The following is a 14,119-nucleotide window of genomic DNA, read 5'->3' on the forward strand; positions in this document are numbered from 1 at the left end:
AAGCGTCGGGCCGGTGACGCTGGCGCTCCGCCCCCTCTTCACGATATCCAGCGCCTTGGATGCGCGGCTGTCGCTCAGCCGAAGCTCAGGGTCTGGCATTCGGACAGGAACTGCCGCTGCATCTCGGCATCGTCGCGCAAGCTGCCGAAATAGCAGGTGCTCACCATCCGCCCCTTGTGGCTGGACCGGACGCCGCGATGCGTCTTGCACATATGCACGGCACTGATGCGAACCGCGAGACCGCGCGGCTTGGTCAGCTTCTCGATATAGTCGCCGATCTGCATCGTCAGCTCTTCCTGGATCTGCAGTCGGGAGCCGAAATATTCCACGATACGGTCGTACTTGGAGAGGCCGATGATCTTGCCGTCCTTCTCCGGCAGGATCCCGATCATCACCTCGCCGTAAATCGGCATCATGTGGTGCGCGCAGGTGGAGCGCAGATCGATGGGTCCCGTTACGATAAGCTGGTCGAACCGGGTCGCATTGTCGAACTCGGTGATAGCCGGAGGCTCGTCGTAGCGTCCGGCCATGGTTTCATAGACGAACATCTTCGACACACGCTCCGGCGTGTCGCGCGTATTATGGTCGTTGCGGTAATCGATCTTCAGGATGTCGAACAGCTCGGCGATCTTTCGCGCCGCGGCCTTTGTCATCGCCGCGCGCTCATCTGAATCAGGCGTCGGACTCAACGATTCATTGCAAAGCCTGGCGTCTTGAACGCCTTCAACATCCCGATTCATCTGCAACTCTTCTTGAAACGGCATGTCGTAATCCCGCGTGGAATCCCTTGTCAAGGATTTGGAAACCATAGGTGGCAACGCCCGCACTGCCCGGGGATAAATCGGGCCGTTTGGATATTCTCGTGAAAGAAGAAGGTCTTACCTTCACGAACCGTTTATTTTCCGAAGGCACCCTGTCACCGTCGCACGATTCGTTTTAAGCTGGGAAATTGCATGAAGATCAACCTGCGCGTGCCCGATGCGATGCTCCTGATCGCGCTCTGCGTGTCCTGCACGCAGATGCCCGCCCGGGCAGCGACGCTGCTGGCCCAGAACGATCCCTCCCCGCCCGCGACCGCTGCCGTGCCGATGGACAAACCGATCCTGACGATCTCGGGCAACATCACGGCCGATGGTGGGAGCGCAAGCTTCAGCCGCAAGCAATTGGAGGCGATCGGCCTCGTAAAGATCACGACCAAGACGCCCTGGTATCCCCGCGTCTCCACCTTCGAGGGAGTGCCGCTCAAGAAGCTGCTGGATTCGGTGGGAGCGCATGGCACGACGCTTACGGCCGTCGCGTTGAACGATTATTCCAGCGATATCCCGCTGTCCGACATCGAGCAGTACCCGGTGATCCTGGCGATGAAGCGGGACGGCGACTTCATGCCCGTTTCCGACAAGGGGCCGCTTTTCGTGATGTATCCCTTCGACAGCCGTCCCGAATTGCAGGACCAGAAATATTACGGACGCGCGGTCTGGCAGATCAGCAAGCTCGTGGTTCACTAAAGGAACATGATCCACATCGCGGCTTCCAGCCGGCCCGGAGGCCCCTGAATGTTCAGGCTGCAACGGATCCAGGTCCTTCTCGTGGCGGTGATCGTGGTCTTCGTCATGGCCGCGATCTACATTTCCGCGCTCGTCCTGGAGCGACAGAAGGTGCTGAGCCAGGCTTCCCGCTACAGCGTGGTCTGGCCGACGAGCCAGGCGACTTCCGAGTTCGCGCGGCTGGAGCAGCGGATCAGCGCCTTCGGACGCGGCAACGCCGAACCGGAGGAAGTGCAGCTTCGCTTCGACATCATAGTCAACCGCTTCGGCGTGCTGCAGGGCGGCGATCTCCGGGAGTTCATCGCCTCGTCGCCTTACGCACAAAAGGTGATGGCCGACTTTCGCCGGACCGTTGAAGCGGCCCGACCGCTGATCGCCGGCATCGGGCCCGGCACCGATCTCGACGCGCTCCTGAGCATCCTGACACCCATGGATTCGGAGATCGCGCGTCTTGCGGCTCTGGCCAATGAATGGGATGCCGCGCGCATCAGCACCGACCGCGACCAGCTCCTGCGGCTGCACTGGACGTTTTCGGCGATTTCCATCGGGCTGATCTTCTGCGGCATGGCGCTGATCGGCCTGCTGCTCTGGCAGAACAAGTCGCTCCAGCAAGCGCAGCGGGCGCTGCAAGCCCTGACGACCGATCTTCAGGCCACCTCGGACGAGCTCACCTCGACCAACGCAGCCCTCCGCACGCAGAACGCGCGGTTCGACGCCGCGCTGAACAACATGATCCAGGCCCTCTGCATGGTGGATGCGGAGAATCGGCTGATCGTCTGCAACAATCGCTACGTCGAGCTGTTCGGGCTGGACCCGAACGCGCTGCGCCCCGGCACGTCGATCATGGAACTGGCGGAAAGAAGCTCGCTGGGCCAGAGCGCGGGCGGGTCGGTTCTGTCGGAGATCCTGCGACGGCAGCTCTTCCTGTTCCGCGCCAAGCCGCTCGACAGCTATTCGGAAAACCTTTCCGACGGACGCACCATCGCGATCTCGCACCGGCCGATGGCCGATGGCGGCTGGGTCGCCACGTATCAGGATGTCACGGAGCGTCGGCGCGCCGAAGATCGCATCCATCACATGGCGCACCATGACGGGCTGACCGATCTGCCGAACCGGCTTCTCCTGCGGCAGAAGATGGAGGAAGGACTGTCGCGTCTCCAGCGCTACAACCAGCCTTTCGCCATCCTGTGCCTGGACCTGAACCGCTTCAAGATCATCAACGACACGCTCGGCCACGGCGTCGGCGACGCGCTGCTTCAGGCCGTGGCCAAGCGGCTGCAGGACACTGTCCGGGAGACTGACGTCGTGGCGCGTCTGGGCGGCGACGAATTCGCGATCCTGCAGCTCGATGCCGACCAGCCCCGGAGCTCCGATGCCTTGGCGCGAAGGATCGTCGAGGTGCTGGACGCGCCCTACCTGCTGGAAGGCCACCAGATCCTGGTCAGCACGAGCATCGGCATCGCGATCGCGCCCACGGATGGCCGCCACGCCGACCAGTTGCTGCGCAACGCCGATATCGCACTCTACCGGGTCAAGGGAGACGGCCGCACCGGCCACCGCTTCTTCGAACAGGAGATGGACGCGCAGCTTCAGTCGCGCCGGCATCTGGAGCAGGATCTCATCCAGGCACTGAAAGCCGGCGAGTTCGCCCTGCATTACCAGCCGCTGGTCGATCTCGCGAGCAATCAGATCAGTGAGTGCGAAGCGCTTTTGCGCTGGCATCATCCCGAGCGGGGCATGGTGCCGCCGGGCGAGTTCATCCGCGTGGCCGAAGAGATCGGCCTCATCATCCAGCTCGGCGAATGGGTGCTGCAGCAGGCCTGCCGCGAAGCGGTGAGCTGGCCTATTCCGGCGCGGGTGAAGGTCAATCTCTCCCCCATTCAGTTCGTGGACCAGAACCTGGTGCGAACGGTGAAGCGGGCCTTGGAAGAATCCGGCCTGCCTTCCTCCCGGCTGGGCGTCGAGATCACCGAATCCGTCCTTCTGCAGAACAACGAGGCGACGCTTGCCACGCTGCACGAACTGCGCCAGCTGGGCATCTCCATCGCCATGGACGATTTCGGCACGGGCTACTCGTCGCTCAGCTATCTGCGCAGCTTCCCCTTCGACCAGATCAAGATCGACCAGTCGTTCATCCGCGATCTCATGCTGCGGAACGATTGCCGCGCCATCGTGGATTCCATCATCAGCCTCGGCCATAGTCTCGGCATGACGACGACGGCCGAAGGCGTGGAATTGCCGGAGCAGGTCACCGAGCTCCGCAAGCTCGGCTGCGACTTCGCGCAGGGATACCTTTTCGGACGTCCGCAGCCGCTTCACTCCGTGCAGGAAATGCTGGCGGCGCCGCGCCCACCGCTCGACGACGCGGCCTGACCCGCGGCTGCCGGACTAAAACGCCTTCCCCTCCATCGCAGGACCGCTTTCTTGACCATCGCGCACGATCTCGCCGACGCCATTCTGATCACGGGAGCGGGTCGCCGCGTGGGCCTGCATCTGGCCAGGCGGCTGCTGGCCGCGGGCCATCCCGTGATCGCGCATTTCCACACGGAGACCGACGAGACCCGCGCCCTGGAGCGGGACGGCGCGCTTTGCCTTCAGGCGGACCTGACGAAGGAGAGCGACGTCCGGACGCTGGCGGCCCGGATATCGGCGGCTGCCCCAAGCCTGCGCGCCATCATTCACAACGCCTCAGCCTTCGAGATCACGTCACCGGATCTCGAGGCGGCGCTGGCGCAGATGGATCGGATGTTCGCCATCCACGTGCGGGCGCCCTTCATCCTGAATTCGGAGCTCGCGCCACGGCTGCTCGCCACCACGCGCCCGCATGCCGACATCATCCACATCACCGACATCTACGCCGACAATCCCAACCCGGTCTTCGACGTCTATTGCGCGAGCAAGGCGGCGCTGCAGAACCTCTCGCTGTCCTTCGCCAAAAAGCTGGCGCCCAAGGTGAAGGTCAACGTGATCCAGCCCGGGCCGATCCTCTTCAAGGAATGGCACGGGGAGGCCATCCGGGCGAAGGTGCTGGCGGAGACGCTACTCGGCACGGAAGGCGGCGTGGAGGCCATCGCGCTCGCCGCCGAGGCGATCCTCGCCAACCACTACCAGACAGCCGCGATCATCGCGGTCGATGGTGGCCGGCGCGTCGGGTAGTTTCCGCAGCAGGCAGAGCCTCTCGCCCGCTGCGGGAACGTCGTCACCTTTCAGAAGGGCCAGCAACTCGCGGGTCGGCTGCAACAGATAATCTGCTCCGGCGACATCCCGTGGGTCCGGATTCCGCGACGGCAGGCGCAGCAGCAGATCGATATCGGCCGGCCGGTCGGAGACCTTGCAGTCCGGCGCGCTGCGGTCGCGCCCCAGCGCCGCTTCGATCGCGACACAGACGCTCTTGCACGCCTCCGGCGCAAGCTCGGTGCGGATCACCGCGCAGAAGTTGACGAAGCGGCGGTCAGAGACCATGCCGCTCGGCGTGGTGTAGTAAAGCCGGCTCACCAATACGGGGCCGAATTTTTCGATCAGCCGCGCCAGGATGCGAATGGAATTCGCTTCCGGATCGATGTTGCTGCCGATGCCGAGCACGTAGCCGCCACGGCAATCATTCCACTCGCTTGTGTCACTCATCACGTCGGACCGTCTCTGCCGCCGCGACTTTCGCGCGGCTCCTCCCTGAACTGCCGGCGAATCGTCCGGTTGTTCAGGGAGGAGCAAAGCTCAGGACGGCGTGCGAGGCCAAGCGAAGAACATACGCGATGGCTTCCATCCCCGCCCAAAGAGGGATGCGGCTCAGCCGGATGCGCTGGCAGCATGCCCGATAACCTGCTGGCCGGACGTTGTAGTCCCATGTCATTGGTTCCACAGGCGGAGGCACCACCCCATGCCGATGATCTCCGAGCGGCTCGGAATGGCCTTCTTCCCGATCCCGAAGAATGCCGGCACCAGCGTGCGGTACGCGATGTTCGAACTGGAGAACGGCAGGGGCTTCAAGCCGGAATCCCTTCCCGACGGCAGGCTCTCCGCCCTGTTCATGACCTGTCCGGCCCTGCCGTTCGAGCAAATCGCCCAGGGGCCGGTGGCGGGGCTCACCAGGTTTGCCGTGGTTCGCGATCCTCTCGAGCGGGTCGTTTCCGCCTACAAGAACCGCGTGCTCTTCTACCGCGAGCTCGAAACGGCTGATTACACCCGGTACAACCTGCCCGACTGGCTTCCGCGGTCGCCCGACATCAACACCTTCATTTCGCTTCTCGACTATTACCGGAAGATGCCCGTGATGGCGCATCACACGCGCCATCAGCGCGTCTATCTCGGGCCGGATCTCGCGTTCTTCGACCGGCTATTCCAGATGCACGAACTCCCGGAACTGGCCGATTTCCTTTCCGAACGCTCGGGCAGACCGGTGGCACTCGGCAAATTGCGCAATGACGGGCCGCAGGTCCCGCTCGACACCGTTTCCGATGAGAGCCGACGCAGGCTGCGCCGCTATTACGACATCGATTACGCCCTGCTCGGTGACAGATATTGCCGGCACTAGGCCGCACCGTGCGAGAGGTCAGGAGTGATCTCCCCGGGTCGGGTCGGCGAAAAGCGGCAGCCGCTTCGTGGTTTCCTCTGCCCCAGCGGACTTGAAGAACGCGTAGCCCTGCCCTGGCGACAGCCGAATACCCTGACCTTTCCGCCGACCCTTCGGCCTCGATCCCTGCAGCGACGCCGTTCATCCCAAGTTGCCGCTCCGGGATATCGTGCTTGGCCGGCACGGATAACGCGGCTGGAGAAGACGTCCCCGGACCCTTCGCACCAGATCTTCGCAGATTACCTCGAGTGCCAGCCCGTCCACGCACGAGCGGAGACGCTCCGCCGTCGGAGAAAGAAGCTTTCCCCTCCCGATTCTTCAGGAATATCCCTTCGGATCCTGTCGATCACTCGTCAGTCACCGCCCCTACCCGCGCCAGCCACAGCCCTCTTGCAAGCAGCATTGCCTTAAGGCGAGGAGGCGGTCGAAGGTTCGAGCTGTGCCGATCTTTCGGCCGAAAACCTGTCCTGCGAGCTTGGTCGTCCGGCCGGTCGGGAAACAGGCACACGTCCAAGTCAACGTCTTCACTAACGAGACAGGCGCGTTCGTGGAACACCCGCCTTCGGAGACGGCGTGGCCGACACATGACGATCGGAACCGGTAAGCAGATACCGACCGAAGCAGAATTTAAAGAGAAAGGAGATCGAATGTTTCGTCTCGTAGAGACGTAGTCGCGCACGACGCAAACGCGCAGCGACTTCCGAAAAGCCACTCCATCAAGAGATGGAGTGGCGGGAGTGACGGGGCTCGAACCCGCGACCTCCGGCGTGACAGGCCGGCACTCTAACCAACTGAGCTACACCCCCGCAGCGATCCGAAGCAATGTCCGTCCCGCGGTGTAGGCGGAATAGGACACCCACCCCGCCCTGTCAAGCGGGTCACCAGGAGCATCAAAGTTGTCCACAGCCTCGCGTTTTTTGCCTGCTCACACGCCCCAAAGCGTCCGCCCGATCGCGAGCGCAGCCACGAGCCCGACCATCGAGGCGGCCAGGGACATCACGATGTAGAGCGCCGCGAGACCATAGGCCCCGCGCTCGAACAGCACGACGCTGTCCAGCGAGAAGGTCGAGAAAGTCGTGAAGCCGCCGAGCACCCCCGTCGTGAGAAAAAGCCGGACGGCAGCGGCGTTCCCCATCTTCAGCGCGAAGAACGCCGTCAGCAGCCCCATGGCGCAGGAGCCGACGATATTCACGGCAAGGGTTCCATAGGCGAAGCCGGAGCCCAGAAGGCGCAGGCAGAGCACATTGACACCGTGGCGCAGGGCGCCGCCAATTCCCGCGCCGAGAAAAACAATCAAAGCGTTCATCGCGATCCATTCGAACATTCGGGCCATGGGCGCGGAGCCAGTTCCTGCCCCGTGTTGGCCAGACAATTAAGCATCATGAAAACACAACGGAGCAACAGGAACCGATTTTACCCCCTGAGCGTTGGCGCACGGGAGATATATTGTATGCGCGCATTCTGGAGACCGGCGGGCCGCCGGACATCGTTGTCCGGCCGGATGAAGATCCTTGTGACCCTGCTTTGCCTCTCCATTGTCTGCCTGGAAGCCGGGCAAGGTTGGTCGGATCGGCAAGCGGCTTTCAGGACGGCCGCAAGCTCGGCCGAGAACCTGGCGAGATCGCTGAGCCAGCAGGCGGACGACACGCTGGAGATGGCCGATCTCGACATCTCCGGAGTGATCGACTCACTGGCCAAGAACCAGCATACGCCCGATTTCCTGGCCAGGCTGAGCGACAGCATGGCAAGCGGAATCGACGCGGCTCCGCGCATTCGCGGCCTCTTCGTCTACAATGCTTCCGGGGACTGGATCGCGAGTTCCTTGCGCACCCTGCTGGACCGGGCGAACAACAGCGATCGTGATTATTTCGTTTATCACCGGACGCATGAGGCGGGAGCGATCCTCGTATCTCCGCCCGTTCGCAGCCGATCCGGCGGCCAATGGGTCATCCCGATCAGCAAGCGGATCGACAATCCGGACGGCAGCTTCGGCGGCGTGGTTGTCGCCAGCATCGACGTCGACTATTTCGCCCGTCAATACGGCCGCTTCGACGTGGGCCGGAAAGGCAGCATCGCTCTCCTCGGCACCAACGGACTTTTGTATTCGCGGATCCCGGCGGACCAGAAGCTGATCGGACAGGACCGCTCGTCCGACCCGCTGTTCCGAGACCACCTCCCCCGGTCGGACTCCGGCGCCTATTCCTACGTCTCGCCTATCGACGGCGTGAAGAGGATCGCCGGTTACCGCCGCAGCGCCCGTTTCCCGATCGTTGTCGTGACCGGCCTTGCCGAGAACGATGTCCTTGCCGGCTGGTGGCGGCAGTTTCTGACCCGCATCACGATCGTCGGCCTGCTCACGCTGCTGCTCGGAGTGCTCGGCTTCCGGCTTGCGACCCAGGTGAAGCGCCGCCAGCAGGCGGAGGCACAGCTGGAATATCTCGCGACCACGGATCCGCTCACCGAAATCGCCAATCGTCGCGCTTTCGATCGGGTGCTCCGCAAGGAATGGCTCCGCTCCGCCCGTGAGGGTACGTCGGTTTCGTTGATGTTGCTCGATGTCGATCAGTTCAAGCGCTTCAACGACCTCTACGGGCATCAGGCGGGCGACAGGTGCCTGCGAAGCATCGCCGCCGCGATCTCGGGCGTGGCTCGCCGTCCGGCGGACGTGCCGGCGCGCTATGGCGGCGAGGAGCTTGCGATCATCCTGCCGAACACGCATGCCAAGGGCGCGGCGAACGTCGCGGAAGCCGCCCGGGCCGCCGTCGAGGCGCTGGGCCTGCCGCATCGTGGCAACGAGGCCTTCGGCATCGTGACGGTAAGCATCGGCTGCGCCACGCTGTTTCCGCCGAGGGGCGGCGCCGGCATGGGCGAGGACGCGCTGATCGCAATGGCTGACCGGGCCCTTTATCGCGCCAAGGAAGAAGGCCGCAACAGGGTGGTCCTGAACGAACCCGTCTCGCTGGTTCCGAACCGAGCCTCTGCGTAACCTTGCGCCAGACGCGTTCAATAAATCGAGCGGATGAGACGCCACGTCCGCGATCATTTAAGGCCAAGGAAACAACTTCCGGATGAATGTCTCTCGCGCGTCGCGGTGAGGAGATACATGCGGTTATCGGTTATGCTGTTTATGGCCTGCGCCCTGTCTGCGCCAGGTCTCGCTCGAGCCGAGGACGATGGTCTGGAGCTGCCGCTTCCCACTCCGATCCACGCCCATGACGAGGAAAAGGCGGTCAGGGTCGGCAGCGCGACCCTTTGCGAGCACCACCGCCCGCTCGACGACATGGCCGCCCAACGCAGCTGCATTCACAAGAATGTCGAAGCGTGGCGACAAGTCGTGACTTTGGCGGGAAGCGGGACCGCGTCCATCCTGGCGATGACTCCGCTTCGCCAGTGCGCCGGGATCAGCGACGACGACGCGAGGACGGTCGCGGTCGATTGGCGGCGCGTGCTCGCGTGCTGGCTCAACTGACGAGCTGGACAAGTCCGATGCGCATTCGCGTTGCAACACTCCTCCTCTCGCTTTGCCTGTACCCCGTTGCCGGCGCCACCGGCTGGGGCGCGCAGCCCGCACCTTTCGTTCCGCATCATGCGAAAGCCGACGAGCCGCAGGTGAAAAAGGGGATCGACCTCTTCTGCGAACGCCACCTTTTCAGCGACAACCCTGAGACGAAACGCCGGTGCGTGGATGCGGAGCTCAGCAGCTGGTCCGTCTTGATGACCCTGGCGGGAAGCTCGACCGCCAAGGTCCTGTCGCTTCCCGCACTCCGACGCTGCGCGCAAATACCGGACGAGGACGTCGCAGACTTCGCCGTCGACTGGCGACGCGCCCTCTCCTGCTGGAACGATTAAGCGCCCGCCGGGCGCTGTCTCTCCGGCATGACGCTTTCGCCTGATCATCTCGGCATTAACGCCCCTGCACGGCCGCCTCGGAGATCAGCGCGGCAGCAAGGCGGTGAAGAGAGTACCGGCGGAGAGGATCGCGGGTGAGCTGAGCTCCGATCGACGAAAGCTAGGAAGCTGGCGTGCTCGGCACGACTTCGAGGATCAGGTCCCCGTTTTCAAGGCTGCCGGCCTCTGGTTCCCAGAAGCCGACGATGCGCTCGCCCCGATAGATGCGAAGACCGAGACCGGTGCCGATCGCCGCGAGCGGCTTGCCGACTTCTTTGGAGGTGACACGCCGCTCATGCAGGAAGACCTGCCCCTCGGTCGCCGCCAGATCGGCCATGTAGTCGGCAAGGTGGTGGCCATGGGTGGAGCCGGCCAGCAGCAGCCCCGCGAAGCTGGCAGGATTGATGACGGTGTTCGCGCCCGCCTGCTTCGCGAGCGGCTCGTTGTCTTCCGAGCGGATCACGACGCTGATGGGCACGTCGGGAGCCAGGCGACGCGCCGTCAGCACGATCAGAATGGAAGTGTCGTCGCGACCCGCACAGACGATGATCGCCTTGGCGCGCGCGACCTGCGCGGCTTCCAGCGTCGCGTTCCGGGTCGCATCGTCCTCCAGCACCGTCGCGCCGAGATCCTCCGCGGCGGCGATGGCCGCCGATCTCTGGTCGATGACGACGATTTCCCCCGGCCGGGCACCCCGACGCACCAGTTCGCGAAACGCCTCCGTGCCGCTAGTGCCGAAGCCGGCGATCAGCACGTGGTTGCGCAGATGTTGCTGGATCACCCGCATCTTCCATCTTTCCCATACGCGCTTGAGCACGAAGTCATAGGCGGTCCCCAGAAAGATCAGCCAGACGAAGAGCCTGATCGGGGTGACCACAAAGGTGTCGAACAATCGCGCGTGCTCGGTCACCGGCACGATGTCCCCATAGCCGACCGTCGTAACCGTGATGGTCGTGAAATAAAGGACGTCAACGAAGCTGATCTGGTTGTCGTAATTGTCGTGAAGCTGGTCGCGCTGAACCCAGTGCCCCAGAAGCGCGATGCCGATCAGAAGCAGCGCCAGCAGAAGGCGCACCGATAGCGACATCCACGCAGGCGTGCTGCTGCGACGACGCAAGCTCGGACGTGAACGGCGGGCCGAATGGAGCATGGCGGGAACTTAGCCGGCAGCGCGGCACTCAGGAAGCCCCGCCATGGATCTCCGGGCGAAGCACCCCGCTTTCGCGCCCAGTGCCACAAACACGACAGTTCAGCAGCTATGCGCCACAGGTGGAGGAGCGTTGCGTGAGCGCTCACTCCGTGACAGTTTCGCGGTCATGGAGAGCAATCTCGTGGCGGTCCACTCATCCCCTGGATGGAAACGGCCAGCCAGGAGCGGGAGGAAGAATGTCGGCCGCCTTGAACGAGGGATACCCCGGGTAGGCCGGGTGCGCTTCACGATTCTCGCCATGCTGTGCGTCATCACGGTCATCTGATGCTGATCTATGTCTTCATCGTCGGCAAGATCGAGCGCTTCGTGCTGGTGAACCCGGACGGCGATGGGTCGACAGGCTCCGGGCCGGGGCTGGCGAAACCCCGACGCGCCTGACGGTCGGGAAACCTCTCAAGGTTGACTGGCGGCTTGCCTCGTCTTTCAACCCGACTTACCTGAGGGCGCGAGGCCACGTCCTCCCCCGCATGGGGTCCAAGTCCGGGACGGCCCGGCTCTCTCAGGGAGAGGGTCGCCATGGCCTGGATATCTTTGTTTTTCGCCGGACTTCTCGAAGTCGTCTGGTCCGCCGCGATGAAGCAGTCTGACGGCTTCACACGGCCGGTTCCGTCGCTGGTCACCGCCGCCGCAATGCTCGCAAGCTTCGCGCTCCTGTCGTACTCGATGCGCAGCCTGCCGCTGGGGACGGCCTACACGATCTGGACCGGCATCGGCGCGGTCGGAGCCTTCACAGTCGGTATCATCGCACTCGGCGAGCAGTTCAGCCTCATGCGCGTCGCGGCCGCCCTGCTCATCGTTGCCGGGCTCGTGCTGATGAAGCTCTCATCACAGAGTTGAGGCGGTCGGCAGGCGGCGGGCCCGCACCGCTGGAATCGGCGCCTGCATCGGGGCCTTGATCAGCGCCGCGACCGACGCCGCCTCAGGACAATGTTGCGGAAGAGCCGGATGTAGGTTCGCGCGGCCAGCGGCTTCTGCCCCTCGTTCCAGAGGCGGCGGACCATGTACATCTGCCGCTTGCCCAGCTCCCGCTTGCTCTTGCGGTAGCTGTCGTAGAGCCCGTTGCGCGAGCGCAGGTTCTTGCGGATGAACCGGATATCCGCCTCATCCGGCAGGTACTTGCGGAAGGTCAGGAGTTCCAGGAGCTTCGCGGCCGCGCAGCCGCGGAGATTGGCCCGCTCGGCATCGCTCAATCCGGCGGACGCGAAATCGGCGATCTCCGCCAGCGTGGTCAGCCCCTTCAGGTGCTCCAGCGCGCCGGGGGGAAATTCGATATCCGGCTGGCCGGTCCAGCGGCGGATCGCGGATAGGCCGGCCATCTGCGAATAGACCGCCTGGATTCGGCCCGACTTGATGGAGTTGGCCGAGATGCTGTTCTCATGAACCCGGTAGGAGCCGAGAATCTGCCGGGTGTTGACGAGATTGCCGACGTCGCGCAGCCGCCAGTAGAGATCGGTGTCCTCGGAATGGACCACATGGCGGTAGCCGCCGCCGACCGCGTCCATCGCCGACTTCCGCACCATCAGGAAGGGGTGCGGAAGATAGGGTTCGCGATGCGGCATCAGCACGAAATCGGAATCCGTCGGGTTTTCGTAGACGAAGCCCTCGCCCGTGACGTCGCCGGCCCCGTTGATGTGGAGATGGCCGCCGGAAACCGCGACCACGTCCGGGCTCTCGCGAAGGATGCGGAGCTGCGTCTCGAAGCGGTCGGGACGCGAAAGGTCGTCCGCATCCTGCCGGGCGATGAACTCCGACCGGTTCATCTCCAGCCCGAGATTCAGTGTGTCCACCAATCCGGAATTGGCCTTGTGGACATGCTGGATGCGGCTGTCGCGACGGGCGAAGTCGGCGACGATCTCGGCCGTGCGGTCCGTCGAGCCGTCGTCCAGCACCAGGACGTGAAAGTCCCGATATGTTTGCGCCAGCACGCTTTCCAGCGATTCCGCGATGGTGTCCTGCCCGTTAAAGACCGGCAGGAGGACGGTAATCATCTCCGCCATCACGCAGCTCCCGTGCCGCTGAGGTCGTTCTGCGACGGATCGATCGGCTTGCGGGCGGGTACCGAGATGTTGCTGCGCATGCGCCGGTTGTCGATCAGGTTCACGAACGTCTCGATCAGGTCCATATTGGCCATGCTGTTGGCGAAGCTCGCCGAAGTACCGCCCATCCGCGTGTGATGAAAGGCGAGCTCGCGCTGCAGGATGGTGATCTCGTACCGCGCGAGGAAGCGGTTCAGGAACTCGCGATCCTCGCAGCGGAGGAAGATCGGGTCGAACCCACCGACCTCCTGCGCCGCCCTCCGGTCCAGCAAAACCTGGATCGGGAACAGGTCCTCGGTGCGGGCGGCGAAGGCCGCCGCATTGACGATGCCGCGCGAGGCACTCTGGGGCGGTGCGCCCTCCGTGTGGGAATAGACGATGCCATCCGGCGTGGCGTGCTCGAAGACGCGGCGGAGGTGGCAGGCGCTGCCGCCGACATTCGGGATGAGCTTCGACGTGGTTTCCAGCCGACGCACCATCGCGGCGAGAAAATACGGGTGCCAGCTGTCGTCATCGTCGTGGATCGCCATCAGGTCGCCCTGGCAGGCGCGAAGGCCGACATTCAGCGTTTCCGCCGGTCCGACGCTCTCGGCCAGATGGTGGACGTGGATGTCCAGCGCGTCGCCATGCTCCGCCTTGCCGATCTCGGCCGCATCGCGAGCGCCGCCGTCGTTGACGATATGGACGCAAACCCTGCCCCAGGTCTGCGCCCGGATGGAACGGAGGGCGCGCGCCAGGAAGAGCGGGCGGTCCTTGGTCCTGACGATCACATCGACAAGAAGCGGGCGGCCAGTGGCGTGAGGCAAGCTTGATCCTCGAACGATTGAAGCGTCCGCCCGGTCTAATCGTTACGTTCGGACCCGACAACCAC

Annotated in this window: 14 protein-coding genes and 1 tRNA gene; 8 read left to right on the forward strand and 7 right to left on the reverse strand. The window is 63.9% G+C overall.

All coding sequences use genetic code 11. The features are described 5' to 3' along the window. Positions 1-74: 74 nt before the first annotated feature. Positions 75-653 carry a GTP cyclohydrolase I gene (gene folE, locus BMY25_RS04195; RefSeq protein WP_177176697.1) on the reverse strand — a complete coding sequence of 193 codons (579 nt, stop codon included), beginning with the start codon at positions 651-653 and terminating at the stop codon, positions 75-77. Positions 654-953: 300 nt separating this feature from the next. Between folE and BMY25_RS04200 the strand changes: the two genes are divergently transcribed. From BMY25_RS04200 to BMY25_RS04210, 3 genes are read left to right on the forward strand one after another with little or no spacing between them, the layout of a single operon-like run. Then, a complete protein-coding gene (locus tag BMY25_RS04200) occupies positions 954-1,505 on the forward strand; it encodes a putative pterin-binding protein (RefSeq protein ID WP_238858152.1) in 552 nt (183 codons plus the stop codon). 48 nt (positions 1,506-1,553) lie between these two features. Beyond that, positions 1,554-3,917 carry a putative bifunctional diguanylate cyclase/phosphodiesterase gene (locus BMY25_RS04205; protein ID WP_092495362.1) on the forward strand — a complete coding sequence of 788 codons (2,364 nt, stop codon included), beginning with the start codon at positions 1,554-1,556 and terminating at the stop codon, positions 3,915-3,917. Positions 3,918-3,968: 51 nt separating this feature from the next. Further along, a complete protein-coding gene (locus BMY25_RS04210; RefSeq protein ID WP_092495363.1) occupies positions 3,969-4,700 on the forward strand; it encodes an SDR family NAD(P)-dependent oxidoreductase in 732 nt (243 codons plus the stop codon). Here BMY25_RS04210 and BMY25_RS04215 read toward each other — a convergent pair. Continuing rightward, complete coding sequence (locus tag BMY25_RS04215) at positions 4,584-5,126, reverse strand: 2-amino-4-hydroxy-6-hydroxymethyldihydropteridine diphosphokinase (RefSeq protein ID WP_177176698.1); 543 nt, start codon at positions 5,124-5,126, stop codon at positions 4,584-4,586. The two genes, BMY25_RS04210 and BMY25_RS04215, sit on opposite strands and share 117 nt — an antisense overlap. Before the next feature lie 295 nt (positions 5,127-5,421). Here BMY25_RS04215 and BMY25_RS04220 point away from each other — a divergent pair, with 295 nt between their 5' ends. Continuing rightward, on the forward strand, positions 5,422-6,075 hold the full coding sequence (locus tag BMY25_RS04220) for a sulfotransferase family 2 domain-containing protein (RefSeq protein ID WP_092495365.1): 654 nt from the start codon (positions 5,422-5,424) through the stop codon (positions 6,073-6,075). A gap of 768 nt (positions 6,076-6,843) precedes the next feature. On the opposite strand, the gene BMY25_RS04225 is transcribed toward BMY25_RS04220, so the two are convergent. Further along, a tRNA-Asp gene (locus tag BMY25_RS04225) sits at positions 6,844-6,920 on the reverse strand. A gap of 119 nt (positions 6,921-7,039) precedes the next feature. Beyond that, positions 7,040-7,420, reverse strand: coding sequence for a fluoride efflux transporter CrcB (crcB, locus tag BMY25_RS04230; RefSeq protein WP_092495611.1), 381 nt, complete (start codon positions 7,418-7,420; stop codon positions 7,040-7,042). 144 nt (positions 7,421-7,564) lie between these two features. Between crcB and BMY25_RS04235 the strand changes: the two genes are divergently transcribed. The 3 genes from BMY25_RS04235 (at position 7,565) to BMY25_RS04245 (ending at position 9,963) form a co-directional block, all read left to right on the forward strand. Then, positions 7,565-9,100 (forward strand): sensor domain-containing diguanylate cyclase, encoded by a 1,536-nt coding sequence (locus tag BMY25_RS04235; protein ID WP_177176699.1) that lies wholly within the window; start codon positions 7,565-7,567, stop codon positions 9,098-9,100. A 117-nt stretch (positions 9,101-9,217) separates the two neighbouring features. Then, positions 9,218-9,583: a hypothetical protein gene (locus BMY25_RS04240; protein WP_143061873.1), complete on the forward strand. Its 366-nt coding sequence runs from the start codon at positions 9,218-9,220 to the stop codon at positions 9,581-9,583. Between the two features lie 17 nt (positions 9,584-9,600). Beyond that, a complete protein-coding gene (locus tag BMY25_RS04245) occupies positions 9,601-9,963 on the forward strand; it encodes a hypothetical protein (protein ID WP_092495368.1) in 363 nt (120 codons plus the stop codon). Between the two features lie 160 nt (positions 9,964-10,123). Here BMY25_RS04245 and BMY25_RS04250 read toward each other — a convergent pair whose 3' ends face one another. Then, a complete protein-coding gene (locus BMY25_RS04250) occupies positions 10,124-11,077 on the reverse strand; it encodes a potassium channel family protein (protein WP_238858153.1) in 954 nt (317 codons plus the stop codon). 651 nt (positions 11,078-11,728) lie between these two features. Here BMY25_RS04250 and BMY25_RS04255 point away from each other — a divergent pair. Next, a complete protein-coding gene (locus tag BMY25_RS04255; RefSeq protein ID WP_092495370.1) occupies positions 11,729-12,049 on the forward strand; it encodes a DMT family transporter in 321 nt (106 codons plus the stop codon). Between the two features lie 59 nt (positions 12,050-12,108). Here the strand turns inward: BMY25_RS04255 and BMY25_RS04260 are convergent, their stop codons facing one another. Continuing rightward, positions 12,109-13,209 carry a glycosyltransferase family 2 protein gene (locus BMY25_RS04260; RefSeq protein ID WP_143061874.1) on the reverse strand — a complete coding sequence of 367 codons (1,101 nt, stop codon included), beginning with the start codon at positions 13,207-13,209 and terminating at the stop codon, positions 12,109-12,111. Beyond that, positions 13,209-14,054 (reverse strand): glycosyltransferase family 2 protein, encoded by an 846-nt coding sequence (locus BMY25_RS04265; RefSeq protein WP_177176700.1) that lies wholly within the window; start codon positions 14,052-14,054, stop codon positions 13,209-13,211. Before BMY25_RS04265 ends, BMY25_RS04260 begins: the two co-directional genes overlap by 1 nt. Positions 14,055-14,119 lie beyond the last annotated feature (65 nt).

The sequence above is a fragment of the Faunimonas pinastri genome, from assembly GCF_900110915.1.
Classification (GTDB): domain Bacteria; phylum Pseudomonadota; class Alphaproteobacteria; order Rhizobiales; family Afifellaceae; genus Faunimonas; species Faunimonas pinastri.